Annotated in this window: 30 protein-coding genes and 1 pseudogene; 13 read left to right on the top strand and 18 right to left on the bottom strand. The window is 74.3% G+C overall.

Going from position 1 to position 24,402, the window contains the following annotated elements:
* Nucleotides 1-41: 41 nt before the first annotated feature.
* A pseudogene (locus ACRYM2_RS15125) lies at nucleotides 42-825 on the bottom strand (MmyB family transcriptional regulator).
* Between the two features lie 77 nt (nucleotides 826-902).
* On the bottom strand, nucleotides 903-2,309 hold the full coding sequence (locus tag ACRYM2_RS15120; RefSeq protein ID WP_432523228.1) for a TonB-dependent receptor: 1,407 nt from the start codon (nucleotides 2,307-2,309) through the stop codon (nucleotides 903-905).
* A 323-nt stretch (nucleotides 2,310-2,632) separates the two neighbouring features.
* Here ACRYM2_RS15120 and ACRYM2_RS15115 point away from each other — a divergent pair, with 323 nt between their 5' ends.
* A complete protein-coding gene (locus ACRYM2_RS15115) occupies nucleotides 2,633-2,914 on the top strand; it encodes a glutaredoxin family protein (RefSeq protein ID WP_432523227.1) in 282 nt (93 codons plus the stop codon).
* Between the two features lie 78 nt (nucleotides 2,915-2,992).
* Entirely contained in the window at nucleotides 2,993-3,679 is a 687-nt protein-coding gene (locus tag ACRYM2_RS15110; protein ID WP_432523226.1) for a ThuA domain-containing protein, read from the top strand.
* Nucleotides 3,680-3,701: 22 nt separating this feature from the next.
* Here the strand turns inward: ACRYM2_RS15110 and ACRYM2_RS15105 are convergent, their stop codons facing one another.
* The 7 genes from ACRYM2_RS15105 to bla all read right to left on the bottom strand — a co-directional run bounded on the left by ACRYM2_RS15105 (nucleotide 3,702) and on the right by bla (nucleotide 9,206).
* Nucleotides 3,702-3,908 (bottom strand): hypothetical protein, encoded by a 207-nt coding sequence (locus ACRYM2_RS15105; RefSeq protein ID WP_432523225.1) that lies wholly within the window; start codon nucleotides 3,906-3,908, stop codon nucleotides 3,702-3,704.
* A gap of 50 nt (nucleotides 3,909-3,958) precedes the next feature.
* Entirely contained in the window at nucleotides 3,959-4,312 is a 354-nt protein-coding gene (locus tag ACRYM2_RS15100; protein WP_432523224.1) for a VOC family protein, read from the bottom strand.
* Between the two features lie 189 nt (nucleotides 4,313-4,501).
* Nucleotides 4,502-5,512 carry a serine hydrolase domain-containing protein gene (locus ACRYM2_RS15095; protein ID WP_432523223.1) on the bottom strand — a complete coding sequence of 337 codons (1,011 nt, stop codon included), beginning with the start codon at nucleotides 5,510-5,512 and terminating at the stop codon, nucleotides 4,502-4,504.
* Nucleotides 5,513-5,570: 58 nt separating this feature from the next.
* A complete protein-coding gene (locus tag ACRYM2_RS15090) occupies nucleotides 5,571-6,224 on the bottom strand; it encodes a class I SAM-dependent methyltransferase (RefSeq protein ID WP_432523222.1) in 654 nt (217 codons plus the stop codon).
* A gap of 62 nt (nucleotides 6,225-6,286) precedes the next feature.
* The gene (locus ACRYM2_RS15085; RefSeq protein ID WP_432523221.1) at nucleotides 6,287-6,700 is read right to left on the bottom strand and encodes a VOC family protein; all 414 of its coding nucleotides are present in this window, start codon (nucleotides 6,698-6,700) and stop codon (nucleotides 6,287-6,289) included.
* A gap of 309 nt (nucleotides 6,701-7,009) precedes the next feature.
* Nucleotides 7,010-8,125, bottom strand: coding sequence for a Gfo/Idh/MocA family oxidoreductase (locus ACRYM2_RS15080; RefSeq protein ID WP_432523220.1), 1,116 nt, complete (start codon nucleotides 8,123-8,125; stop codon nucleotides 7,010-7,012).
* 148 nt (nucleotides 8,126-8,273) lie between these two features.
* Complete coding sequence (gene bla / locus ACRYM2_RS15075; RefSeq protein WP_432523219.1) at nucleotides 8,274-9,206, bottom strand: class A beta-lactamase; 933 nt, start codon at nucleotides 9,204-9,206, stop codon at nucleotides 8,274-8,276.
* Nucleotides 9,207-9,347: 141 nt separating this feature from the next.
* Between bla and ACRYM2_RS15070 the strand changes: the two genes are divergently transcribed.
* Both ACRYM2_RS15070 and ACRYM2_RS15065 read left to right on the top strand, forming a co-directional pair.
* On the top strand, nucleotides 9,348-10,265 hold the full coding sequence (locus tag ACRYM2_RS15070) for an NAD-dependent epimerase/dehydratase family protein (RefSeq protein WP_432523218.1): 918 nt from the start codon (nucleotides 9,348-9,350) through the stop codon (nucleotides 10,263-10,265).
* 132 nt (nucleotides 10,266-10,397) lie between these two features.
* Complete coding sequence (locus tag ACRYM2_RS15065) at nucleotides 10,398-11,243, top strand: PhzF family phenazine biosynthesis protein (RefSeq protein ID WP_432523217.1); 846 nt, start codon at nucleotides 10,398-10,400, stop codon at nucleotides 11,241-11,243.
* Nucleotides 11,244-11,342: 99 nt separating this feature from the next.
* Here ACRYM2_RS15065 and ACRYM2_RS15060 read toward each other — a convergent pair whose 3' ends face one another.
* Together ACRYM2_RS15060 and ACRYM2_RS15055 are read right to left on the bottom strand one after the other, a co-directional pair.
* Nucleotides 11,343-11,969, bottom strand: a complete 627-nt coding sequence (locus ACRYM2_RS15060; RefSeq protein ID WP_432523216.1) for a LysE family translocator — start codon at nucleotides 11,967-11,969, stop codon at nucleotides 11,343-11,345.
* Between the two features lie 115 nt (nucleotides 11,970-12,084).
* The gene (locus tag ACRYM2_RS15055) at nucleotides 12,085-12,945 is read right to left on the bottom strand and encodes an SDR family NAD(P)-dependent oxidoreductase (RefSeq protein ID WP_432523214.1); all 861 of its coding nucleotides are present in this window, start codon (nucleotides 12,943-12,945) and stop codon (nucleotides 12,085-12,087) included.
* A gap of 188 nt (nucleotides 12,946-13,133) precedes the next feature.
* Here ACRYM2_RS15055 and ACRYM2_RS15050 point away from each other — a divergent pair, with 188 nt between their 5' ends.
* From ACRYM2_RS15050 to ACRYM2_RS15020, 7 genes are all read left to right on the top strand, one after another.
* Nucleotides 13,134-14,051: a helix-turn-helix domain-containing protein gene (locus tag ACRYM2_RS15050; RefSeq protein WP_432523212.1), complete on the top strand. Its 918-nt coding sequence runs from the start codon at nucleotides 13,134-13,136 to the stop codon at nucleotides 14,049-14,051.
* A gap of 67 nt (nucleotides 14,052-14,118) precedes the next feature.
* Complete coding sequence (locus ACRYM2_RS15045) at nucleotides 14,119-14,736, top strand: hypothetical protein (protein ID WP_432523211.1); 618 nt, start codon at nucleotides 14,119-14,121, stop codon at nucleotides 14,734-14,736.
* An 84-nt stretch (nucleotides 14,737-14,820) separates the two neighbouring features.
* Nucleotides 14,821-15,069, top strand: coding sequence for a type II toxin-antitoxin system Phd/YefM family antitoxin (locus ACRYM2_RS15040; RefSeq protein WP_432523210.1), 249 nt, complete (start codon nucleotides 14,821-14,823; stop codon nucleotides 15,067-15,069).
* Nucleotides 15,069-15,440, top strand: a complete 372-nt coding sequence (locus tag ACRYM2_RS15035; protein WP_432523209.1) for a type II toxin-antitoxin system VapC family toxin — start codon at nucleotides 15,069-15,071, stop codon at nucleotides 15,438-15,440. Before ACRYM2_RS15040 ends, ACRYM2_RS15035 begins: the two co-directional genes overlap by 1 nt.
* Nucleotides 15,441-15,484: 44 nt before the next feature.
* A complete protein-coding gene (locus ACRYM2_RS15030) occupies nucleotides 15,485-15,949 on the top strand; it encodes a GNAT family N-acetyltransferase (RefSeq protein WP_432523208.1) in 465 nt (154 codons plus the stop codon).
* A gap of 299 nt (nucleotides 15,950-16,248) precedes the next feature.
* Nucleotides 16,249-16,398, top strand: a complete 150-nt coding sequence (locus tag ACRYM2_RS15025; protein WP_432523207.1) for a hypothetical protein — start codon at nucleotides 16,249-16,251, stop codon at nucleotides 16,396-16,398.
* 253 nt (nucleotides 16,399-16,651) lie between these two features.
* A complete protein-coding gene (locus ACRYM2_RS15020; RefSeq protein ID WP_432523206.1) occupies nucleotides 16,652-16,897 on the top strand; it encodes a hypothetical protein in 246 nt (81 codons plus the stop codon).
* A 302-nt stretch (nucleotides 16,898-17,199) separates the two neighbouring features.
* On the opposite strand, the gene ACRYM2_RS15015 is transcribed toward ACRYM2_RS15020, so the two are convergent.
* The 7 genes from ACRYM2_RS15015 to ACRYM2_RS14985 form a co-directional block, all read right to left on the bottom strand.
* Nucleotides 17,200-17,928 carry a class I SAM-dependent methyltransferase gene (locus ACRYM2_RS15015; RefSeq protein WP_432523205.1) on the bottom strand — a complete coding sequence of 243 codons (729 nt, stop codon included), beginning with the start codon at nucleotides 17,926-17,928 and terminating at the stop codon, nucleotides 17,200-17,202.
* On the bottom strand, nucleotides 17,921-18,403 hold the full coding sequence (locus ACRYM2_RS15010) for an FAD-dependent oxidoreductase (RefSeq protein ID WP_432523204.1): 483 nt from the start codon (nucleotides 18,401-18,403) through the stop codon (nucleotides 17,921-17,923). The genes ACRYM2_RS15015 and ACRYM2_RS15010 overlap by 8 nt, the downstream gene beginning before the upstream one ends.
* A gap of 234 nt (nucleotides 18,404-18,637) precedes the next feature.
* Nucleotides 18,638-19,936: an MFS transporter gene (locus tag ACRYM2_RS15005; RefSeq protein WP_432523203.1), complete on the bottom strand. Its 1,299-nt coding sequence runs from the start codon at nucleotides 19,934-19,936 to the stop codon at nucleotides 18,638-18,640.
* Nucleotides 19,936-20,505: a MarR family winged helix-turn-helix transcriptional regulator gene (locus ACRYM2_RS15000; RefSeq protein WP_432523202.1), complete on the bottom strand. Its 570-nt coding sequence runs from the start codon at nucleotides 20,503-20,505 to the stop codon at nucleotides 19,936-19,938. The genes ACRYM2_RS15005 and ACRYM2_RS15000 overlap by 1 nt, the downstream gene beginning before the upstream one ends.
* Nucleotides 20,506-20,682: 177 nt before the next feature.
* The gene (locus ACRYM2_RS14995) at nucleotides 20,683-21,045 is read right to left on the bottom strand and encodes a phosphotransferase (RefSeq protein WP_432523237.1); all 363 of its coding nucleotides are present in this window, start codon (nucleotides 21,043-21,045) and stop codon (nucleotides 20,683-20,685) included.
* 204 nt (nucleotides 21,046-21,249) lie between these two features.
* Nucleotides 21,250-21,738, bottom strand: a complete 489-nt coding sequence (locus ACRYM2_RS14990; protein WP_432523201.1) for a GNAT family N-acetyltransferase — start codon at nucleotides 21,736-21,738, stop codon at nucleotides 21,250-21,252.
* Nucleotides 21,739-21,801: 63 nt separating this feature from the next.
* A complete protein-coding gene (locus ACRYM2_RS14985) occupies nucleotides 21,802-22,329 on the bottom strand; it encodes a hypothetical protein (RefSeq protein WP_432523200.1) in 528 nt (175 codons plus the stop codon).
* Between the two features lie 232 nt (nucleotides 22,330-22,561).
* Here ACRYM2_RS14985 and ACRYM2_RS14980 point away from each other — a divergent pair, with 232 nt between their 5' ends.
* Both ACRYM2_RS14980 and ACRYM2_RS14975 read left to right on the top strand, forming a co-directional pair.
* On the top strand, nucleotides 22,562-23,098 hold the full coding sequence (locus ACRYM2_RS14980; RefSeq protein ID WP_432523199.1) for a GNAT family N-acetyltransferase: 537 nt from the start codon (nucleotides 22,562-22,564) through the stop codon (nucleotides 23,096-23,098).
* A gap of 148 nt (nucleotides 23,099-23,246) precedes the next feature.
* The gene (locus ACRYM2_RS14975; protein WP_432523198.1) at nucleotides 23,247-24,191 is read left to right on the top strand and encodes a phosphotransferase family protein; all 945 of its coding nucleotides are present in this window, start codon (nucleotides 23,247-23,249) and stop codon (nucleotides 24,189-24,191) included.
* Nucleotides 24,192-24,402: the final 211 nt, after the last annotated feature.

Below are 24,402 nucleotides of genomic sequence, written 5' to 3'. Positions count from 1 at the left end.
CGGTCCTGGTGACGCGCTCAACGTCGCAGGTCACGGCGCGCTCAGCCTGGGCCGGCCTGGCCCACCTCCCGGCCTTCCCCCCGGCCAACCTCGACGACGGCCCGCCCCTCGCTCGCGCCCACCAGCTCCGCCAGCCGGGCCTGATCGGCCGAGCCCGGCGCCGCGGTCAGCACCACGGCCGCCAGGTCGTCACCGGGGATGGCGATGAGGTTGCCCACCAGCGTGACCGAGTCGCCGTCGGACTGGGTGATGCTCGCGCTGCTCTCGTAGGCCGTCACCGGCCGCGGCGCGCGCCACAGGGCGTCGAAGCGGCGGCTGCGGCTGCGCATGTCGTCGACCATCGCGGCCAGGGAGGTGTCGGCGGGGTAGCGCAGCAGCGAGCCCTTCAGCCGGGTCACCAGGACCGCCTCGTTGTCGTCCGCGTCGGCCTCGGACTGCTTGAAGGCCTCGAACGGGTCGCAGAAGATGCGCCAGGCCACGTTCCACTGCCAACGCTCCCCGGTGAGGTTCCAGTGCTCAAGGGCCAGGAAGGCGCTGTTGACGGCGACGACGTTCATCGCCGCGTCGGAGACGATCATCGGGGTGTCGCTGAACCGCTCCAGCAGCCGCCGCGCGCCCGGGCGATGGCGTTGACCACACCGGCGGAGGGGTGGGCGCGGCCCTGCTCCAGGCGGCGCACGTAGTCCGCGGACATCCCGCCAGCTCGCCGAGCTCCTCGCGCCGCAGCCCGCGCACGCGTCGTCCACCCGGTGGGAGCCCGGCCGCTGCGGGATCTGCGCTCTCTCGCAACTGACGCACCGCCGCGCCGAACTCGTGACGCCCCACGGCCGCAGTGTGCCCGAACGCCCGGGTGCCCGGAAGTCCCGGACCGCTCCCGGGCTCGGGGGTGGACGGGGTGCCGCTCAGTCGCCCCGCCGCTTGTACCCGAAGAAGCCCCGCTTGACGATCGTCGAGGCGACCTCCTCGGGCACCATCGACTCCCAGCTGTCGTCACCGGCCGCGATGCGGCGCAGCACGTCGCGGCTCAGGATCGGCAGGTACTCGGGCCGGTAGTTGTCCAGGTGCACGAAGCTGCCGCGGCGGGCGAGGTAGTCGAACAGCGGCTGCAGGTCGGGGGCGACCTGCAGGTCCTCCACGGTGACCGTGGCGCCGGTCTGCTGGTCCTGCATGGGGTAGACGAACAGCTTCAGGTCGTTCTTGAACAGCCTGCCGAAGCTCTCCAGGATCCCGCCCTGCATGTGGGTGTGGTTCTCCTCGTCGAAGAGGTTCAGCAGGCTCGGGACGCCCATGACGATGCCGATGCGCTCCTTGGTGCGCCGCTGGAGGTAGTCGGCGAGGCGGTTGTACTCGTAGTAGTCCGTGATGATCGTCGTCATGCCGCACGCCCCGAGCAGGTCCGCGCGGGCCAGGAAGTCACGGCGGTCGACCTTGTCGCCGGCCGCGCGCAGGTTGCGCATCGTCAGTTCGGTCAGGGCCAGGACCGGGACCCCCTCGGCGTCGCCCTGGGTGAACTTCTCCCGGGCCGACTCCAGCATGTCGATGTTGACGACCGTCGGCGGGCGGAAGCTGCCGCGCTCGACGAGGACGGCGTGCTTGCGCAGCGCCTCGGAGGGTTGCAGTACCTCCCCGTCGGGGCCGAACATCGCCACGCCCGACAGGCCCAGCTGCACCAGCTGCAGCGCCATCACCCGGTTGTCGACGTGGCGGAACTCGATGCCGCGGAACTGGATGAGGTCGATCTCGATGCGCCCGGTGGACAGCCGGTCCAGCAGGCTGGCCACGACCTGGTCCGGTTCGTGGCGCTCGAAGAACGCCGCGTGCAGCAGGTTGACCCCGACGATGCCCAGGGCCTCCTGCTGCAGGCTCGCGTCGTCGTCGAGCATCCGCACGTGCAGCACGATCTGGCTGGGCTCGTCGTTGGGGTGGGCCTGGAAGCGCACGCCCATCCACCCGTGGCACTCGTTGCCGCCGCGGTAGCTGCGGGCCACGACGGTGTCGGCGAAGGCGAAGAAGCAGGTGTCGTCGCCGCGCGCCTCGCTCAGGCGCTCGACGTTCAGGGACAGTTCGTGCTGCAGCATCGCCTGCAGGCGCCCCAGGGAGACGTACCGGTCGGACTTGCCGTACACGGCGTCGCTGACGGCCATGTCGTAGGCCGACATCGACTTCGCCACGGTGCCGGCGGCACCGCCGGCGCGGAAGAACCAGCGCGCCACCTCCTGACCCGCACCGATCTCGGCGATCGTCCCGTACCAGCGGGGGTCGAGGTTGATGCGCAGGGCCTTCTGCAGCGTGTCGGCGGCGATCTCCATGCGGTTGTCCTCCGGGTCGCGGCGACGTTCGTGCTCCCATCCTGCTGGATCCGGTCGCGGCGTGTCACCTCGTGGGCTCCCGAGCGGGCGGCGGGCGACGTGGGCCGGGAGCCGCGGGGCACCGGTCGCCCGGGCAGCTGCCCGTCACCCGAGGGCCCCCGGCTCGCGGCGGCCGCGCACCTGGCCGATGCTGCACCCGGCCGACGTGAGCGCTGGTGCCCGGGGACACTGGGGACCTGTGGTGACGTGGGTCGCCACCGGCCGAGCACCACCGGTCGAGCACTGCTGGTCGAGCACTGCTGGTCGAGCACTGAGGAGTCGCTGTGGAACCCGTCGACGGCACGCGCACGGCAGGTGGTGACCCGACCCCGGCCGAGCTGGTGGTGTACGGCGCCGACTGGTGCCCGGACGTGCGGCGCAGCCGGGCGTTGCTGGAGGCTGAGGGCGTGGCCCACCGCTACGTGGACGTCGAGGCCGACGCCGCCGCCGCCGAGCTGGTGCGCCGGTTGCAGCACGGTGAGCGGCGCATCCCGACCATCGTCTGGCCGGACGGTTCCCACCTGGTCGAGCCCGGTGACGACGAGCTGCGCGCCCGGCTCCGGTAGCACCGGCCCCGCGCCCCGCTGCGGCGGCGGCTGCGTGCGCAGGGGGTGGAGTCGGTGGAGTCGGCAGGAGGTGTGGCGGTGAGCGGGTGGGCGCTGGTGCTGGTGGGCCGTGGCCGCTACCAGGACCGCTGGCACGACGACGCGGCCACCGGTCAGCGGGTGGCCGCGGCGCTGAGCAGCACCGGTCTGCGGGTGCAGGTGCGCGGGACGGCCGCGGCGGTGCTCGAGGGGGTGGGAGAGCCGGACCTGCTCGTCGTCGTCGCCGGCAGCGGGCGCCGGGACGCGGACTGGGACGGCGGCGACGAGGCGTGGGCGCCCTTCCACGCACGGCTGGCGGGCCTGGTCACCGACGGCGGCGTGCCGCTGCTGGCCCTGCACCAGGCCGCGAACACGTTCGCGGACGCGCCCGGCTGGTTCGACCTGGTCGGGGGCCGGTGGCTGGAGGGCCGCTCGATGCACCCGCCCATCGGCCCGGCGCTCTTCACCCCCGTCGAGGGGTCGGAGCACCCGGTGACCGCCGGGCTGGGGCCGGTGGAGGCCTTCGACGAGCGGTACTGCGGGCTGCAGGTGCGGGCGGGTTCGCGGGTGCTGCTGACCTGCGAGCACGAGGGCGTGCAGCACCCGGTGGTGTGGACCGCCGGCGGCCCGGGCCGGGTGCTCTACGACGGGCTCGGCCACGACGTGCGCTCCTACGACAGCCCCTCGCGCCGCGAGCTGCTGCTGCGCGAGATCGCCTGGCTGCGCGGTCGGCGCCGCGCTGCGTGAGCATGGCCTGCGGTCCGCCCGATCAGACGGCCAGGTCCCCGGTGCCGTCGCGCCCGGTGACCGACAGGTCGCCCGGAACTGCCAGACCCCTCTCCCGCAGCACTTCCACGACGCTCAGCGCACACCGGTCGCTGGGGGCCGTGTGGCAGCCGGCCCCCTCGGCCAGCATCGCTCCCACCACCCCCGCCGCGACGTCGAGGACCGCGGGAACCTCCGGCCGGCCCGTCACGCGGCGGCCACCGATGGAGAGGCCGCGTCGGCGTCCGTGGCGCTCGGCGCTCAGGGCGCGAAGACGCAGAACTCGTTGCCCTCCGGGTCCGCCAGCACGTCCCAGTCCCGGTCGTCACCGCGGCGCTGCACCAGGACCGCCCCCAGCGCGAGGAGCGCCTCGACGTCGCCCACGACGTCGAGGTGCATGCGGTTCTTGACCACCTTCTCCTCGGGGACGGGCACCACCCACAGCAGCGGTCCCGCGCCGGTGGGGTCGACGATCGGCACCGGGTCGGACACCGGGCGGGGACCGCCCTCCCCGACGTGTCGGCGGTAGCCGATCGCCCGGCACCACCAGTCCGCCACGGCCTGGTGGTCGCGTGCATCGAGGCAGAGGTCCTTGAACCGGGCGGGAGCGCTCACCGGTGCATCACAGCGCACGGCTGCCGCCGGCCGCCAGCCGGATCCTCGCCGCCACCGCACGTGCTCGACCCGGTGGCGCTCGTGAGCGCTCCTGCGAGCGCTGCTCCTGCGCGATCGCCGTCCGAGCCGTCCCTCCGGGTTCCGTGCGCCCGCGTGGGCAGCGTGCGCCGCGGGCACCCGCCGCCGCGGTCAGGCGCGGAGCACGTGCTGGTCGAGCAGGGCGTCGGCCAGGGCGGTGGTGCGGTCCTCGTCGTGGTCCAGCGCCAGGACGACGGCACTGCGACGGGTCCCAGGGCTGCGGAGGAGCTGAGCGCTCACCCCGGCCCACAGGCCGCCGTGGCGGTGCACGAGGTGGCCACCGCGGGTGCGGACACCGGTTCCCCAGGCGTAGTCGAGCGGGGTGCCGTCCTCCAGGCGACCGGGCTCGTGCAGGAGGTCGCTGATCCCCAGCTCGTCACCGAGGAGGGCCTCGTTCCAGCGCAGCAGGTCCGCCGCCGTGGACCAGAGCCCGCCGTCGCCCGTGGACAGGGCCGCCGGGGACCGCGGGTCGGTCGGCGCGGCGCCGGGCGGGTGACGACCGGGACCGGACCAGAACCGGCTGTCGAGCATCCTCAGCGGTCTGAACACCTGCTCGTCGGCGAAGTCGGCGAGCGCTCGTCCGCCGGCGCGCTCGACGACGCGGGCCAGGCAGACGTAGCCGGCGTTGCAGTAGCGGAAGGTGGTCCCCGGCGCACTGTCGAGGTGGTCGACCTCGAGGAGCGAGCGGAGGACGTCACCGGTGGTGCGGTCGCGTCCGCGGCGCTCGAGCTCGTGGAAGTCGAGGACGTCCGGGAGGCCGCTGGTGTGGTGGACCAGGTGCCGGACCCTGATCCCGCCGGCCCACGTCGGCAGCTCCGGCATCCAGCGGGCCAGGTCGGCTGCGACGTCCAGACGCCCCTGCCGCACCAGCAGCGCGACGCAGGCGGAGGTGACCTGCTTGGACAGCGACGCGGTGTGGACCACCGTGCCGGCCGCCACGGGGATCCCCTCCGCGGTCCGCCCGCGGGCCACGCAGGTGGCCGGTGCGTCGCCCACCTGCACGCCGGCCACGACCGCGTCGTCGGGACCGTACCCGGCCTGCCCGATCAGCGCGGCGATCCGGGCTCGCAGGTCGGAGCGGTGAGACGGGTCGCGCTCGTCCGCCCCTCGGCCCGCCGTCACGGCGCACTCCCCGCCCGAGCGCCCGCGGGCGCGCTCGGGCGGTGTCGTGGCCCGGAGGTCATCGAGGCCTCCGCGACGCCAGGAGCAGGTGCTGCGGCGTCCGCTCCCGGCCCTCGGCCGCCCGGTGCAGGCGCACCAGCACCTCGAACCCGGCTCCGGTCAGGGCCTCGGCCAGGTGCTCGGGGTCGTGGCGGTGGTCGGTGAAACCCACTTCGTGGCCGTACCCGTGGGAGCGTTCGACGCGCTCACCGCCCCCGGCCTGGAAGGCGGTGAGCAGGAAGGCGCCGGGGGCGCTGACCCGCGCGAACTCGTCCGCCGCGCCCGCCAGCTCGGCGGGCGGGGTGTGGATGAGGCTGTACCAGGCGAGCAGGTCACCGAGAGCTGCGTCCGCGACGGGCAGGGCGTGCAGGGCGGCGACCTCGAAGCGCAGCCCGGGGTGGTCCTCGCGGGCGACCCGCACCATGCCGGGGGAGAGGTCGTAGCCGGTGACGTCCAGCCCGGCGGCCGCCAGGTGGGCGCTGACGCGTCCGGCCCCGCACCCCACGTCGGCCACCGGTCCGAGGTCCGCGGTGCGGCAGCGGCGGGCGAAGTCGCCGAGGACGGCGACGTCCAGCGCCGTCTCGGCCTCCAGGCCGGGCAGGAGCGCGGCGAAGGAGCGGGCGACGGTGTCGTAGGCGTGCTGGGTCTGCGCCAGGTGCGCGGGCTCGCTCACGGCCACCACCGTAGGCCGGACCACCGCAGACCGGACCACCGCGGCCGCCCGCTCGACCCCGCTCAGGCGGGCGCTGAGGCGTTGACCATCCAGTCGACCCCGAACCGGTCGGTGAGGGCGCCGTACTGATCGCCCCACACCTGCGCCTGCAAGGGGGTCGTCACCTCCCCGCCCTCGGCGAGGCCGGTGAAGAAGCCGCGCAGCTGCTCGAGGTCGTCGCCGAACAGGCACAGGGCCACGTTCCCGCCGGTGGCCGAGGACGTCCCGGCCATCGCGTCGGAGACCATGAGCGTGAACCCGGAGGGGGTGTCGAGCTGGCCGTGCATGACGCCGTCGGGGTCGGCGCCCTGGGCGGCGCCGCCGAACTCGCCGAAGGTGGTGGTGCTCACCTGCCCGCCGAGCACCGAGCGGTAGAACTCCAGCGCTTCGCGGGCGGTGCCGGGCAGGCTGACGTAGGGGCTGAGACGGGGTGCCACGGGGACCTCCTGGGAACGGGGCGGGCGACCGGGACCGCCCGGCCACCGCCTGGCTGCCGCCCGGCGGATCCGGGCCGACGCACCTCCGACCCGCCGGCGCCGCCGAAGTCATCGGTGCCCGGGTGCGCGACCACCGCGCGTTCCCGCGGTCCCCGGCCCGGCGGCAGGGCGCGTCGGAGCGGTTCCCGGGGTCAGTCGCGCGGCACGGCCCCCAGCAGCAGGGTCCGGATCGCCAGCTGGAGGGAGTCCTGCAGCTCGAGGTGCGGGACGGCGCTCCTGCGGCTCCACCGCCGCCGGCGTCGGTCCCGGTCAGGGTTCCAGCTGGGTCGCCCACGCCTCGGTGGAGGTGAGCACGGCGCGCTCCGCGTCCAGCGACGCCCCGATGGCGAGCGCCAGGAGCTGGTCCTGGGCCGCCTCGGCCAGCGGGTACGGTCCCGGCCCCTCGTCGCGCGCCCACCTCGCGCAGCGCTGCAGCAGCGTGGCGACGGCGATCTCCTCGTCGGAGAGCCGGGCGCCCGGGAACGGGTTGCGGAAGAGCACCCGACCCTCGAAGGAGAGCTGGTCGAGGTCGGCCCCCTGCACGTCCTGGTGGTGCCCGGTCTGGCGGCGCTCGATGGAGGAGGTCAGCACCGTCACCGGGTCCGCCAGCCGGACCAGCCGGTCGTCGACGAGCTCGCCGGTGCTGCCGCGCACGATCATCCGCCGCGTGCGCAGCGGGTTGCGGGTCTGCGTCTCGGTGAAGTCGTACAGCGCGCTGCGCCCGTCGCCGAAGTCGAAGGTCGCCACCGTCGTCACCTGCGGACGCGGTCGCGCGCTGCCGGTCCAGCCGGCGCGGGAGATCGGGTCCGCCAGCGGTGCGCTCGTGGCGCTCGCGAGCACGCGGGCCGGTCGGGCGCCCACGCCGAGCAGTCCGCGGATCATCGAGGTGGCGTGGTACAGCTGCGTGGAGGAGATCTGCACGGAGGTCGGGACCCCCAGCAGCCCGCGGCGGACCACCTCGGCGCGGGCGGCGTTGTGCGGGGAGAGCAGGTACTGCTCGGCGACCTGCACGCGCCCGGACGGGCCCACCGCCTCCCACAGCGCGCGCAGCGCGGCCAGGTCGGCGGCCGGAGGCGTCTCCACCAGCACGGCCGCACCCCGCTCCAGCAGTTCCAGCGTCAGCGCGGGAGCTGCCGCGGCCGGCAGCGACACCACGACCAGGTCCGGCGCCGTGCGCAGCAGCGCGGGCACGTCGCGGTGGACCGGCAGCCCGCGCCGGGCCACCGCCGCAGCGGTCTCCTCGCTGCGGACCAGCACCCCGGTCACCTCGAACAGCTCCGGCAGCCGGTGCACGAGGTCCAGGTGCAGACCCGCCCGGAAGCCGCCCCCGGTGAAGGCCAGGCGTGCGGGGCGCGGAGGGCGGGCGGCGGCGGCGTGATCGCTCACCCGCCCGACGCTAGTGCCCGCCTCGGCGGCGACGCCCTCGCCCTCGCGGCACCCGAGCGGTAGGTGGGCCACGTGCTGGAGACCGCCGGTGACTCCCTCACCGGTGACGACCTGGACCGGTGGTCGCCGCGCGCCTCCGTGCACGCCGTCAGCCCAGGTGCTGCACGACCACCCGGGTCGCCGCGGCCAGCAGGGCGTTGTCGGAGTCGGCGTCGACGTCGGCGCGGTCGGTCGGCACGGCCAGCACCCGTGGTGCTCGCCCGCCGGCGGGCCAGACGACGGCGATGTCGTTCTGGTTGCCGTGCACGCCGGCGTGACCGGTCTTGTCGCCGACGACCCAGCCGTCCGGCACCCCGGCGCGGACCTGCTCGTCCCCGGTGGTGTTGGCCCTCAGCCACTGCACGAACTGCTCGCGGTCGCCGGATTCCAGGACGTCGCCGACGGCGTAGGCCTGCAGGGTGCGGGCCATCGCCTCGGGTGTGCTGGTGTCCGCCGGGTCGCCGGGGACGATGTCGTTGACCTCGGGTTCGTCGTTCTCCACCTCCGTGCTCGCATCACCCAGTGCCCGCAGGTCCTGCTCCAGGCCGGCCGGGCCGCCGAGGCGCTCGACGAGGAGGTTGGCGGCGGTGTTGTCGCTGACGGTGATCGCCGACTCCGCGACCTCGCGCAACGGCAGTCCCGAGCCGGTGTGCTGCTCGGTGACCGGGGAGTGGGCGACCACGTCCTCGACGCTCCAGGTCACGACGGCATCGAGTTCGGCGTCGGTGGTTTCGGCCAGCACCGCGGCGGCGGCGAACGCCTTGCAGGTGGAGGCGAAGCCGAAGCGCTCCTGCGCGCGGTGGGCGACGGTGCGCCCGGTGGCGGTGTCGATGGCGAACAGGCCCAGCCGTGCGTCGAAGCGCGTCTCCAGCTGCGCGAGCTGGGCCTGCGCGGCGGAGTCGACCGTTGGGCTGGCGGCGCCGGCTCTCGGACTGCCTGGACTGCCTGGACTGCCTGGACCGCCTGGACTGCCCGGCGCGGTCGAGGTGCTGGGGCTCGTGGCGCCGCTGCCCGCGGAGGTGGTGGCGCCGCAGCCGGCCACGTCAGGACCAGGGCCGTGGAGGTCAGGAGGTGCTTCACGGGCCTCAGCCTCCCGCCGCCGTGCGCTGTCGTCCAAGACGGGGATGAGGAGGTCCATGCGGCTCGGCGTGGCGGAACGGGGGACGGGTGGTTGGCTGGAGGCATGCGCATCTTCTTCACCGGCGGCAGCGGCAAGGCCGGTCACCACGTCGCTCCCTACCTGGCCTCCCAGGGCCACCAGGTCACCAACGCCGACCTCACCCCGCTGGGCCACCCCGAGGTCACCGACCTCCGGGTCGACCTGACCGATGCCGGTCAGGTGTACTCGGCGATGGCCGGTACGCCCACCTCGGCCGACCTCCAGGGCCCGGACGCGGTCGTGCCCCACGGGTCGGCCTACGACGCCGTCGTGCACTTCGCTGCGATCCCTTCGGCCTTCATCGCCCCGGACGCCACGACGTTCGCGACCAACATCGTGGCGCACTACAACGTGCTGGAGGCCGCTACCCGCCTCGGCATCCGCAAGGTGGTCTTCGCCTCCTCCGAGACGACCTACGGGATCTGCTTCGCCCAGGGCGAGCGCAAGCCGCTGTACGTCCCCGTCGACGAGGAGCACCCGGTGGTGCCGGAGGACTCCTACGCCATGTCCAAGGTGGCCGGGGAGGTGGTCGCACGCTCCTTCCAGGCCCGCACCGGCGCGGACGTCTACGGCCTGCGGATCAACAACGTCATCGAGCCGCACGAGTACGCCGAGAAGTTCCCGGCCTTCCTGGCCGACCCGTCGCTGCGGCGGCGCAACCTCTTCGCCTACATCGACACCCGGGACCTGGGCCAGATGACCCTGCGCGCCGTGCAGACCGACGGGCTCGGCTTCCAGCTCTTCAACGTCGCCAACGCCGACACGTCGGTCGCCGCGACGAGCCGGGAGGTCATCGACGCCTTCTACGACGGGGTCGAGGTGCGCCGCGAGCTCGGTCGGGACGAGACCTTCTACAGCATCGACAAGGCCCGCGACCTCCTCGGCTACGCCCCGCAGCACTCCTGGCGCGACGTGCTGGAGGACCCTCGCCGCCCTCGCTGAGCTGTTCCCGGCACCAGGGGACGGCACGACGGGGTTCGCGGGCGCGCACCCCGTCGTGGCACCCTCCTGCTCCTGTTCTGTTCCTGTTCCACCCAGCCGGACTGCTCCACCGGCCCTGATCGAGGGGGACTCGTGCTGCGACCGTTCGCCCAGGTCGACGTCTTCTCCGCCGTCGCGTACCGCGGGAACCCGGTCGCGGTGGTGCTGGACGCCGACGGCCTGGACACCGACGCGATGCAGCGCTTCGCGGCGTGGACGAACCTGTCGGAGACCACGTTCGTGCTGCCGCCGACACCGGAGGGCTCGGCGGCAGGCGCGGACTACCGGCTGCGCATCTTCACCCCCGGTGGTGAGCTGCCCTTCGCCGGTCATCCCACGCTGGGCTCGGCCCACGCCTGGCTGGGGGCCGGCGGGGTCCCGCGCGGGACGACGACGGTGGTCCAGGAGTGCGCAGCCGGCCTGGTGCCGGTGCGCCGCGACGACTCGGCGTTGAGCTTCCGCGCCCCGGACCTGGTGCGCAGCGGCCCGCTGGAGCCGGACGTGCTGCAGCGGGCGGTGCAGGCCCTGGGGCTGGCCGTCGGTGACGTGCTGGAGCACCAGTGGGTCGACAACGGCCCCGGGTGGGCGGCGCTGCGGCTGGCCTCGGCGCAGGACGTGCTGGCGGTGGAGGTGGACCGCACCCTCCTGGGTGACCTGGCCCTGGGCGTGGTGGGTCTGCACCCGCCCGGGTCGCCGCACCAGGTCGAGGTGCGTGCCTTCGTGCCCGAGCTGGGGGTGCCCGAGGACCCGGTGACGGGCAGCCTGAACGCGGGGCTGGCGCAGTGGCTGACCGGCAACGGGGTGCTGCCGCCGGCCTACACCGCTGCGCAGGGCGCGCGGGTGGGCAGGGCGGGGGTGGTGCGCGTGCGCACCGTGCAGGGCCGGGTGTGGGTGGGTGGGGACAGCACCACGTGCGTGAGCGGGACCGTGCAGCTGTGAACGGTGAGCGGGGGCCTGTTCCTCGTGCGCTCCCCCTGAGCGGCTCCCTCCCGGACCGTGGGTGGGCGCGCCCGGCCGACCGACCCCGGCGGCGGGACGTCAGCGGGCGCTGACGACGGTGCCGACGCCGAAGGCGGTGAGCACCGCCGCGCTGGTGCGCTCCAGCGCGCGGGTCACCGCCGGGCGCCGCAGCCAGGTGACGGCGCGGGCGGCGACCGCCGAGAGGACGAGCAGGTAACCCAGCGCGACGGCCGCCTCGACGGCCCCGAGCAGCAGCGCACCGCGCACGCCGCTGCTGGCGGGGACGAACTGCGGCACCACGGCGAGGAAGAAGAGGCCGACCTTGGGGTTGAGGACGCAGGACAGCAGCCCGGCGCCGAAGGCGGCCGACGCGCCCACCGGCGGCGCACCCGGCGCCGCGCCGGGCACCTGCTCGACCTCGCGGCGGCTGCTCCTGAAGGCGCGCACGCCGAGGAGGACCAGGTACAGCCCGCCGAGGACCTTCAGCAGGCGGTAGGCGTCGGCGGACTGCTCCAGCAGAGCCGCGAGCCCGACGGCGACGGCGCCCGCCCACACCAGCGCGCCGGCCGCCGAGCCGGCGGCGGTGAGGGCCCCGGCGCGCGCGCCGTGCAGGCTGTGGCGCAGCACCAGGAAGGTGTTGGGACCCGGGGTCAGCTCCAGCAGCAGGCACAGGGCGGCGAAGGCCAGCAGCGCGTCGAGGCTCACCCGGGCATGCTCGCAGGTCGACGGACGCGCCGGGGTCACCCGTGCCGGGTCGGCGAGCGGCCGGCACGTGGCAGCCGGCTCGCGGCGCAGGGGGTGCTCGAGCTCGGTGGGCTGGTCAGCTGCGCGCGTAGTCGGTGGAGCGCGCCAGCTCGGCGCCGTCCTCGAACTCGGCCAGCTCGGCGGTGAGCGCGGAGCGCGCGATCTGCAGGGAGTCCGAGCCCAGGGCCTGCCGCAGGCGGCCGGCGCCGTTCGCCTGCGCCAGCGCGATGAGCGCGCCCGCCGCCCGGTCGGGATCGCCGAGCTGGGTTCCCGGCATCTGCCGGTGCTGGCTGATCATGTCTCGGATGGACTCGTACCCGCTGATCGGCGTGTCCGTCACCGACAGGGAGTCCGCGGTGAGGAAGGAGGTGTTGAAGTACCCGGGTTCGACGATGTTCACGGAGATGCCGAAGCGGGCCACCTCCGCGGCCAGCGACTCCGTCATCCCCTCGACGGCGAACTTCGCGGCGCAGTACAGGCCCCACCCGGGGAAGGACGTCACCCCCAGCACGGAGGAGATCGTGACGACGTGCCCGGACCCCGCCTCGCGCAGCACCGGCAGAGCGGCGCGCACGACGTTCCACGTCCCCCTCACCTGCACGTCGAGCATGGCGGCGACCTGCGCGTCGGCTGTTTCCTCCACGGCGCCCAGGAACCCGTAGCCGGCGTTGTTGACGACGACGTCGAGGGAGCCGAAGCGCTCCGTCGCCCGCCGCACGGCCTCGGCCACCGCCGCCGGGTCGGTCAGGTCGACCCGCAGGGCCAGCAGGCGGGAGGTGTCGACACCGGTGAGGGAGTCCTGCAGCCGCGAGGTGGAGCGGGTGGTGGCGGCGACCTGCGCGCCGGAGACCAGCAGCGCCTCGACCAGGGCGAGGCCCAGGCCGCGGGAGGTGCCGGTGACGAACCAGGTGGCGGGACGGTCGAGGGGGTAGGGCACGAGGACCACTCCTTCAAGCGGCGGGGACGGGAACGCCCGGTGGGCACCGGTGCGCTTCCAGCGTGTCCGCCCGCCGGCGCCCGCAACGGGCTGGACGACGCCCAGCGGTGCCGGGGGAGCAGGTGCCCGGGCACGGCGCACCCCCCTTCGGGCCCCCGGGCCGGGACCGCGGCTGCCAGCATGGGGTCATGACCGCCGGCCACGACCTGGGAGCCTTCCTGCGCGCCTGCCGGGCCGCTACCGAGCCGGAGTCGGTGGGGCTGACCCCCGGTCCCGGTCGCCGGGTGCGGGGTCTTCGGCGGGAGGAGGTGGCGCACCTGGCCGGGCTCAGCGTGGACTACTACAGCCGGTTGGAGCAGGGCCGGCACACCAGCCCCTCGGACAGCGTGGTGGAGGCGCTCGTCGCGGCGATGGGCCTCGACGCGGCGGCGGCGACCCACCTGCGGGACCTGGCCCGCCCGCCGCGGCGCGGCGCGGAGCGGCCGAGCGTGCAGCGCGTGCGGCCGGCCGTCCACCAGCTGCTGGGTTCCCTGACCGAGCACCCGGCGCTGGTGCTCGGCCGCCGCACCGACGTCCTGGCGAGCAACCGGCTGGCCGCCGAGCTGATGACCGACTTCGACGCCCTGCCGGCGCCCCGGCGCAACTACGTGCGGTGGCTGCTGCTGGACCCGGCGGCCCGGGAGGTCTTCCCGGACTGGCGCACCGTCAGCGCCCAGGCGGTGGGCACGCTGCGGCTGGACGCCGGCCGCCACCCCGCGGACGGCCTGCTGGAGCAGCTGCTGGGGGAGTTGACGCTGAACAGCGAGGAGTTCACCCGGTGGTGGACCGAGCGCACCGTGCACGAGCGCACGCACGGCAGGAAGCGCTTCCACCACCACCTGGTCGGCGAGCTCGTCCTGGACTTCGAGGCGCTCTCCCTGCCGGGGGATCCCGACCAGACGCTGTTCGTCTACAGCGCGGAAGCGGGCAGCGCCTCGCACGAGCGGCTGACGGACCTCGCCTCCCGCGTCGCGGAGTTCCGCGAGGGCAGGCCCCGAGCGCGCCGGAGCGACCCGGTCGCCCGCGGGCGCGGGTCCGAGGCGGGCTCCGAGGCCGGGGGCGAGTGAGGTGCCGGGACGCGGTGCGGGAGAACCGTCGGACCGGCCCGGCAGCCCGCCTCGGCGGATGCACCCGGTGGGGACCCCGCCGCAGTTCCCGACCGCCGCCGAGGCGCTGGAGTGGCAGGTGCACGAGCTCGCCGGGCGGGTGCGCCGCCTGACCGGTGGGGAGACCGCCGAACGCTCGCGGTGGATCGTGCCGGTCGTGCAGCGCCTCGTGGACCAGCCGGTGCTGCGGCGCACGCGCTCGGGGAACTGGTTGGACTACGACGACGTCGACCGCTTCGCGCTGCGCCGCGGCCGGCGCCTGCTCCCCGAGGACCTGGACCTGCGGATCGCCGAGCACGCCCAGGAGGTGCTGCGCCTGCTCTCGCACGCGCAGCACCCGGCGACGGTGCCGCTGCAGGTGGGCGTCCCGGGCCACCTGGACGTGGCGCTGTTCGCCTCCGGCCCGGCGGGCGTGCCGCTGGCCCGCGGGGCGGTCCCTGGAGTTCGTGCACCTGCCCTTCTCCAGCGGGGACGCCGTGCCCCCGACGGGCCCCGCCTCCCACGCACCGCTGCGGGCCCTCACCGCGGTCGAGGAGGCTCTGGGCAGACGGCGTCGACGTGGCGACCTCCTGCGGTCTGGGACGGCGCTCACCGGCCGCGGCGGAAGCCGCGGTGCGGGCGGGTGGTGCGCCTGCTCGACGCGTGAGGGGCCTGGACGGGCACACCTGGCGGCTGTCGCACGCCGTTGCCCACGATGGACTTAGTCCGACTTAGTCCTTATCGTGGAACCATGACGCGGACGGTGAACGTGCACGAGGCGAAGACGCACCTGTCGCGCCTGCTCGAAGCGGTCGAGCGGGGCGAGGACGTGGTGATCGCCCGTTCCGGCAAGCCCGTGGCTCGCCTGGTGCCGGCCCGCTCGCGCGGCACGCGCCGTCCTGGCGCGTGGAAGGGGCGCGTGGTCATCGCCGCCGACTTCGACCAGACCCCCGACGACCTGGTGGCCGCCTTCCACGACGACGCCGAACCGCGCCCGTGATGCCCCTCCTGCTGGACACCCACGTCCTGCTGTGGTGGCTGAGCGACGACGAACGCCTGCCGGAGCGCATGCGCGCTGCCGTGGCCGACGGCGAGAACGAGGTGTTCGTCTCCGCGGCCTCGGCGTGGGAGATGTCGATCAAGGCTGCGCTGGGCAAGCTGACTGCTCCGGACGGCCTGCGCGAGGAACTGCAGCAGCAGGGGTTCACCGAGCTGCCGGTCACCGTGGACGACGGCCTGGCCGCCGGCGCCCTGCCGCGCCACCACGACGACCCCTTCGACCGCATGCTCATCGCGCAGGCCGCCCGGCGAGGGCTGCAGCTGCTCAGCGTCGACCGGCGTTTCACCGACTACGACGTCCAGCTCCTGTGAGCTGTCGCGAACACCCGCGACAGCGCCTCGGGGACGGAGGAGCGGTGGTCGGGCTCGCCGTCGGTCTCGACGCCCAGCGCGAGGCGGCAGGCACCTGGGCCCGCGCCACCGCGGAGCGGGACCACCTGCCGTCGGTGCCGCCGATCGCGGAGAAGCTGGCCGGCATCCAGCATGCGCTCGCCGCAGCCGGCGCATCGCTGCACCTGGCCCGCCGCGGAGCTTCCACCGTGGGTTTCTGCATCCTCGTTCCCCGGGGCGGCTTCCTGGAGGTGCGCTACCTGGCCACCGAGCCCGGGGCCTGGGGCTCGGGGGTCGGCCGGGCGCTGCTGGAGCACGTGCAGCAGCACGCCCGGCGGAGGGCGTTCGCCCGCGGTGAGCTGTGGGTCCTCGCCGACAACGCGCGAGCGATCAGCGTGTACGAGCGTGCGGGTTGGGTGGCCACGGACACCGTGGAGGTGCGCGGGACTGCGGGGCGGGTGGAACGTCGCTTCGTGCGCAACTTCCGTTGATCCTCCGTGGTGCGGGTCGGGCAGCAGGTGCTCGGGTGTCGGTGTGAGCCGACAGCCACCACAGCGCCACGACCGGATGCGCTCGCAGCACCGCAGGAGCGCACGTCGCACCGAGGAGCCCGCTGTCCGAGGGCGCCGCTACGGTGCCGCCGTGATCACGACCCTGGCGTCGAGCTTCCTGCCGGTCAGCGACACCGCTGCTGCCGCTGCCGCGGCCTGGTACCAGGCACACCTCGGCTTCGACGTCGTCGACCGCTGAGGAGCTGCGGGGAGCGCGGCACCGCGGATAGCCTTCGGGCATGGGTGAGGCCGAAGCACGGGCTGCTGGGGTCCAGGCCGGTGACGAGATGCGGGTTCCGTTCTGGATCGTCTTGGCCGGGGTCGGTGTCGGCGCGGTGTGGGCGCTGGCCGGAGTGGTCGTCGGTCACCGGATCGCCCGCCGCCCTTGAGGCTCGTGTCCCCTGCCACCGGGGGTGCACGACGTCTGGTGCCGGCCCACTCCCACCGCGGACTGGTGCTTGCAGCTGATGGTCGACGGTTCCCGGCGCACCCGGCTGATCGAGGCGCTGCAGCTGACCGACGGCGGCGCACCCGTGGATCGAGCAGCTGCAGGCCGTCGCAGCACCGTCAGAGCGCCACGACCGTGACGTCGCACGAGCTTCACCGGGAGACCGTCGAAGGTCGGCTGGCTACCGTCTCCGCATGGTTCCTACCAACCCGGCCAGCGGCAAGGGCACCTACGAGATCCGGATCGGCCTGTGGGCCACGCGGAAGCAGGCGTTCGAGGTGCAGGAGCGCTTGACCAGGGCCTTGTGTCCCGAGCCGGAGCACAGCGGTCCGTGTAAGATCCCGTGGTCCAGCGCGGTGCTGGAGCCGGAGGCGGTCGATGAGGACGGCGTCGGCTACGACGAGCTGGTCAGGCAGGCGAAGATCGAGGGCACCTGGTGAGTGCGGTCCACGCGTGCGTTCGTGGTGAGGATGCGGGAGGCCCTGGACGAGGTGGTCGCGCGTCACCGCGATCACCTCGTCCAGCACGTCGACCACGACGGGCAGGGACCCTGCGGGTGGGAGTCGACGCTGCACCCGACTGGCCACCCGGAGGTGGAGGCCGTCTCCTGGTACGACGACGCAGACCAGGACGTCGTGGTCCGGGGCGGTGCGCCGTGCCGTGAGTGGTTCATGGTGGACGACGAAGGGGTGTTCCGCCGGAACGGTGTCGCGAGCGTCAGGTCGATGGAACCCGTGGTCGGTCAGGCCGGCAGGACCCACCTCGCCTCGTCCATCGACCAGTAGCTGCCCGGCGGTCGGTCAGCGGTGGCTGTCGAGTGGTCGCGGGCCGGGTCGACGACGCGTCTGACGGCGTGGAGGACGACGTCGTGGGTGTGACCGGCCGGGTGCGGGGGGTCGGCGACCGGCCGGGCGTGCCTGCCGGCGTGGACGGTCCACGCAGCCGGGTCGAGGCCGGCGGCCATCTCCTCGGCCGTCGCGAACACGTCCGCGGGGACGTCGGGACGTTCGGACCCGGGCCGGGGTGGTTCGTGCAGGACCAGGAGCAGGGTTCCCCCCGGGCGCACCGCCGCCGCGAGGCGGCGGTGCAGCTCCGCCATCCCTGGAGCGGGCAGGTGCAGGTACTGCGCTGAGACCAGGTCGAACCGGGCCTGGGAGGGCTCGAGGTGCAGGGCGTCGGCCTGCTGCCAGCTGGTGCGTGCGACGACCTCTGCGCCGGCGTCCTCGGCGAGGCGGGCGGCGCGGGCCAGAGCGACGGGGGAGATGTCGACTCCGGTGACGTGCCAGCCGCGGGCCGCCAGCCACAGGCTGTCGGCCCCCTCGCCGCAGCCCACGTCCAGCGCCGTCCCGGGCGGCAGGGCACTGGCGTGGTGCACCAACCAGGGGTTGGGGTGACCGGAGAAGAGCGGACCCCCGCGGTAGCGCTGGTCCCAGAACTCCTGGCTGGAGACGTCGACGTCGGTCTCACCCATGGACGTCCTCCCGCTCGGCGCGGTGGGCCGTGACCGCGGTCCGGGGGTCCTCGGCGATCAGGTCGGCGTCGGCCGCGAAGAAGGGGGTCACGACCAGTGCCTGCACCGGCACCGTCTCCCCGGAGGCCAGCCGCACCCCGCGCAACCGGTCCTGCGCGACCTCGAGGTCGACCACCTCCCCGTCGACGACGTCGATGCCGCGGGCAGCCAGCACCTCGGACTGCTCGGCGCTGAGCGGGGGGCCGGTGTGGGTGGACAACGTCGCCGTGCTGCTGAGCTGGCGGAACAGCTGCGCCTGGTGCAGTCCACCGGCGGGCCCGGAGGCTGCGTTGCGGGGTTCGCCGGCGTCGACGACCAGGACGCTGCGCCGGGAGCGGGCCAGGGCCACCGCCGCGCTCAACCCCGCGGGGCCACCTCTGACGACCACCACGTCGTACTCCTCGCCGACCTGCTGCTCGCCGACCTGCTCCGCCATCGCCCTGCCTCCGTCTCGAGTCCGGCCGCTGTGCCGCCGTCACCGGCGACACTGCGCGAACCCCTCTCGCCTCGACAAGGAGGTTTGCCGGGTCGGCAAACCCGTCCGGTGCCCGCGAGCCCGGCAGTCGCCGACAGCGGAGCGTGGTTCGTCTGCACGGCGCCGGAACCGTGACCACGCTCGTCGTGCCCGGCCGTGCGCGGTGGGTCGACGAGCCGGTCGACGGGCCGGCGTTCAGGTGGGGCCGGTGGTCGCGGGCGTGGGCTGCTCCCAGCGACGCAGGGCCGGGGTGGTCGCGGCGATGACACCGACGGCCAGGACGCAGGCCAGTGCGCCGGTCAGCGCCGACGCCTCCGACGACGTCGCGCCGGCCACCGCACCGGCGCGGGCGTTGCCCAGCCCGGGACCGGCGACACCGACGATGTTCTCGGCGGCGCTGACCCGCCCGAGGTGGGTGTCGGGGGTGCTCACCTGCACGATGGTGCCGCGGCAGATGACGGCGATGGTGTCCGCGGCGCCGGCCAGCGCCAGGCACGACAGGGTCGCGGGCAGGGAGTGGACCAGGGCGAAGGCGCCCGACGCGAGGCCCCAGGTCGCGGAGGCGGCCAGCACCAACCGGCCGCTGCGCTGCACCCGGGTGAGCGAGCCCGAAGCCGCTGCGGCCAGCAGGCCACCGGCGGCGAGGGCGGACAGGAACAGCCCCAGCGTGTACTCGCTGCCGCCGAACCGCTCGGCGTTGACGGCGGGGAAGAGGGCCATCGGCATGGCCAGTGCGGTCGCGGCCAGGTCGCCGGCCAGGCACCCGCGCAGCGCGGGGCGGCTCAGCAGGTAGCGCCAGCCCTCCCAGGTGGCGCGCACCGCAGCCCTCACCGTGCGCACCGCGGGCTGCGCTCCCGGGGCGGGTGGTGTTCCCGGCGCGGTGCGAGCTCGCCCGCCGGGCAGGCGCAGCACCGCGTACAGCGAGACGGTGGTGCCGGCGACGTCGGCGAGGTGGGCGGCGCGCACCCCGCCGGTGGCCAGGACGACTCCGGCGACGGCGGGGCCGGCGAGCACGGCGATCTGGAAGCTCAGGTGGTTCAGCGCCACCCCGGCCGGCACGAGGTCGGTGGGCAGCAGGTGGACGATGAAGGTGCGCCGGGCCGCTGCCCCCAGCGCGGTGGCCGCGGTCTGGGTGGCGACCAGGCCCAGGACCGGCAGGACCGCGAGGGAGCCACCGAGCTGCGCGCCGGCCAGGAGCGCCAGGCCGGCTGCGGCGAGCAGTGAGGCGGCGGTGGTGGCCAGGACCAGGCGGCGCCGGTCGAGGGTGTCGGCCAGGGTGCCGCCGAGGAGGCCGCCGGCGACGGTGGGGACGGCGACGGCCAACCCGATCGCGCCGGTCCACACCTGGCTGTGGGTGAGCTCCCACACCCGGTGCAGCACGGCGACGGTGGCGATCTGCCCGCCGAGACCTGCGGCGGTGGTGCCGATCCACAGCCGCCGGAAGGCCGGTGCCGAGCGCAGGGGCCGGGTGTCGACGAAGCGGTCGAGCAGCATCACGGCTCGCGGTGGGCGGCGGGCCGCTCCGGCCTCCGGCGACGGGGTTCCCGTCCGGGTGCGGGGGGCGGAGCGAGTTCCTGGTCCAGGTGGTGGCTGACGCGGTCGGCGAAGGAACGCCGGGCGAGGGCGTCGCGCAGGTCGGCGACCACTCGCTGCAGCGGGTAGGGCACCTCCGCCTCCAGGTCCGCCCAGGCTGCTTCGGTGGCTCGCCACTCCGCCTCCAGGAAGGGGACGAGCGCTCGGCCCGCCTGGCTCAGCGAGACCGTGCGGGTGCGCGCGTCAGCGCCCGGGGCGCTGTCGAGCAGGCCGTCGCGACGCATCGCGGTCACCGTCTGGCTCATGGCGGAGTGGGTGACGCCGAGGTGCGCGGCCAGCTCCTTGATCGTCGTGGGGCCGTGGCGGTGCAGGCGGATGAGGGCCTTGCTGAACCGGGGCCGCACCCCCTGGACGCCGTGCTGGGCGTAGACCGCGGCGATCTGCTCGTCCATGGCGGCCAGCAGCCCGAAGAGCGGCTGCAGGCTGCTGCGTTCCGTGGGGTCGGGCCGTTCCGCGCCCAGGGATGTCACAGCAGCTAATGTAACAGCAGCTGTCATGGCGGGGGCTCTACCTCGGTGAGCCCCTCAGCCGCTGGACCCGGCGCAGCGGCAGCAGGCCGCGGCGGTGGTCCGGCAGTACTTCGTCCAGGCCCAGCGGGGTGGTCCTCGAGGGCACCAGGCGCGCGCGGGCCTGCTGCGGTGCCGCGCCTACCGCCGCCCGTCCCGATCGGTTCTGTGCTCCTCGACGATCGCCTCGAGGGCGCGCCGTGCGGTGGCGGCTGCCTCGTCGTCCTGGTCGACGGTCCGGGCGCAGGTGGACAGGGTCTTCCGCAGCGCCCGGCCCCGTCCTCGTGCCCAGGTCCCCTCGTCGGCACCCAGCCGGTCCCGGAAGGCCTCCCGGCCGGCGGCGTCCAGCAGCGTCCACGCCCCGGCCAGGTCGCAGGCGGGGTCACCGATCCCGCAGGTGCCGAAGTCGACGACGGCCGCCGGGCGTCCGTCGCGCAGCAGCAGGTCGCCGGCGGCGACGTCGCCGTGGAACCGGACCGGGACCCGGTCCCAGCGCGCCCGCAGCGCGGTGAGGAAGTCGGCCAGGTCGAAGGAGAAGCGGATCGGGTCGGTGGTGCTGGTGCTGGTGCTGGTGGCGGTGACCGGGGTGCCCTCGAGCCAGCGGTGGACCGACCAGGCGAAGGAGTGACCCGCACCGGGTGCGCCTCACCCGGTGGGGTGGGGATGGGCAGCGGCAGCCGCGCGGCCAGCCGAGGGAGCCGGTGCTGCTCACGCGCGGTCCTCGCTCGTGGTGGGGCTGGTCGAGGCGGTCCTGAGGTGGATGAGTCCCGCGGGAGTGCGGCTGAAGCCGCAGGCGTCGAGGTAGAAGGGGGCCAGTTCGGCGGCGAAGTCGACGAACAGCCACTCGCAGCCGGCGGCCGCGGCGTGCCGGGTCGCGACCTGCACCAGACGTCGGCCGATGCCCTGGTGCTGGTGGCTGCCGCGGGTCTTGGTGTCGATGAGGAAGGCGTGGTCGCCGCCGTCCCAGGCGACGTTGACGAACCCGACCAGCAGGCCGGCCGGGCACCCGGTGCGGTCGCGGGCGCCGACCCAGCCCAGGCTGTGCTCCCGGACCCTCGGCCACCACCCGGGGCTGGCGTCGCCCCCGTGGGAGAGCACCAGGTCCACCACCTCCTCGTCGGTGATGGGATCTCGCCAGCGGTAGTCGATCCCAGGCGGTGAGGACGCTGACGAGTGCGGCAGGCGGTTCACGGTCACGGGCTCCACCTTCGGGCAGCGCGAGCGAGGTCGGCGACGGGTTTCCCGGCCGGCCGGTGGCGGTCACTGGACCAGGGGATCGACGGTGAGCCGGCCGGCGTCGGCGTCCAGGAGCGCCGGCACTCCCAGCGGGACGGGTACCGGATCGGGCAGGTGCCCCAGCGGCAGCCCGCCCAGGACGGGGACGCCGAGGTCGTCGAGCAGGTCGTGCAGCACGTCCACCACCGTCCACCCGCGGTCCTCGTGACCGGCGAACTCCTCGAAGCTGCCGACCGCGACCCCGGCCAGGCCGTCGAGGGCGCCGGACAGGCGCAGCTGGGTCAGGGCGCGGTCGACCATGCCCAGGCCGGCGGCCCGGTTGGCCTCCACCAGCAGCACGCACCCCGACCAGGTCACGTCGAGCACTCCCGTGCAGCGGGCGAGCATCTCCAGGTTCCCGCCGACCAGGACGCCGCGGGCGGTGCCCGTCGTGGTCAGCGCGGCCGTCACCGCTGCGGGCTCGCTGACCACCACGGCGCCGGCGGCGCCCATCGGCTGGGCGCGCACGGCCTCGGCGTGGGCGCCGTCGACGGCACCGTGGACCGCGGGCACCCCGCACCGGCGCCAGAGCTGGTGCAGGGCGGTGATGTCGCTGTGATGTCTCAGGACATCAGTGACAGATCTGCATCAAGACTTCGGTGACAGTCGATGTGTCAGGACTTCGGTGACAGTCGCGGTGCTGGGCAGGTGACGACCACCCACGACAGCGCACACAACACGGGATGACCGTGAAGTCGTCGCTCTTGGCCCCGTACTTGCCGTCCTGCGTGGGAGTGTCGCCGCCATGGCGCACGATGTGGTGGGTGATGACGAGGTGGTCCTGACGACGGACCGCCTGCGGCTGCGGCCCTGGCAGGTGAGCGAGGCCGCGGTCATCCGGCGGCTGTGGCAGGAACGCGACCCCCGGGTACCGCCGCACCGACGACTGGACGCGGACGGTCACCCGACGATCGACGACCTCGAGCAGTGGGTCCACGCTCAGCGACCGGTGAGGTTGGGGTGGCTCGCGGTGGAGTGCACGCTCGACGGTGAGGTCGTGGGGCACTGCGGTCTGATCGCCGGCGACCGCGTGCCCGCGGGGGAACCGGAGATCGCCTTCGAGCTGCTGCGCCACGCATGGGGTCGAGGCTTCGCAACGGAGGCCGCGGCAGCGGTCGTGGAGTGGGCCAGCTCTTCTGGGCATGAACGCCTGTGGGCGACCGTGCGGGAGTGGAACACCGCCTCGCGGCGGGTGCTGGCGAAGGTCGGCTTCGTGGAGACGGGCCGGGTCGAACGCGATGAGGTGTACGGCGACACGGTGTTCATCACCCGCTTCCTGTGACGGATGGATCGCGCGTTCAGGAGGCACGTCGTACGCACTGCGGGATGACCGTGACGTCGAGTCCTGGCCGTCACGGCCGCTGGCCAAAGGTCACTGTGGCCCGACCGCGCGGTGGACTTGCTCGCCCTGCCTCTGGCTGACTGGGTCCGTGAGCGAGGAGACTGACCCGGTCCCTGCGCAGCTGCGTGCTCTGGGCTACCGCCACGCGCACTGGCTGGCCGCGGGCATGGAAGCCGACGTCTACGCCCTCGACGAGCAGACCGTCGCCCGGCTGCCCCGGCAGGCGGCTGCGGCCGACGCAACGCCCACGGGGCCTGTGGAGCGACTGCTCGAGCAGCTGAACCAGTCTCGCCTGCCGTTCGCTGTCCCGGCCCCGATGGGCCGCCTGACCTTGCCCGATGGTCGCTCCCTATTGCGTCAGCCGCGCCTGCGCGGGCGCAGCATCGGCGACTTCTACGACCCAGCCGCCGGGCGCCTGGACCCCCGCGCCGAGCAGGCGTTGGTCGACCTGCTGGGCGCGCTGCGCACCATCCCGCACCCGCTGCCGATCGAGATGCCCGCCCTGCCGCTCCTGGGCGAGACGATGGTGACCACGGCTCAGCCTTGGGCGGCGGCCTTGCAGCGGTTGCTCGACGATCGTACCCGCCGCTTCGGGGACCTGCTGCGGGGGCACGTCGATCGCCTGGACGACCTGGTGGAAGCCTGCAACGCCTTCCTGGCCGGTCGCCGCGACATGGCGGTCACGTTGCAGCACGGGGACATCTGCCCGGAGAACGTGCTGGTCGACGACGACTGCCGGCTGACCGCGGTCCTGGACTGGGGCTTCCTGACCATGCTGGCCGATCCGGTGCTGGAGATGGCCCTGACGTCGAGCTTCTTCGACATGTACGGCCTGCACGCTCTACGCACGGACCAGCGCCTGAGCGACCTGTTCGCCGAGGCGTTCAGCGTCGAGCGCGCGGACGTCCTGCGGTTCAAGGCGGTGTACGCCCTCATCGGCGCCAACGCCTACAGCGACAGCGTGGACGGGCACTTCCGGTGGTGCGCCGCGGTACTGCGACGGCCTGACGTCCGTTCCGCCGTCATGCCGTAGACCGCCAACCTGGCGTCAGCTGGTCGCTCGGTCATTGGCAGGACCACGACGCCGCCAGGCGAGTCGGGACCGCCCGTATCGCGGGATGACCGCGAGGTCGCGCATCCCGCGCTTTGCGGCGACTTTGAGGTCGGTGACAGTTCCTCATCGCGGCGACAGCGGGCATCAGCTCATCGGCGCGGTCTTTTCCCGGCGTCCACGGACCCACCAG

This window comes from Kineococcus aridisoli (assembly GCF_050871885.1).
Classification (GTDB): Bacteria; Actinomycetota; Actinomycetes; order Actinomycetales; family Kineococcaceae; genus Kineococcus.
Note: the sequence above shows the minus strand (reverse complement) of the source record. Positions and strands in the feature narration are given on the sequence as shown.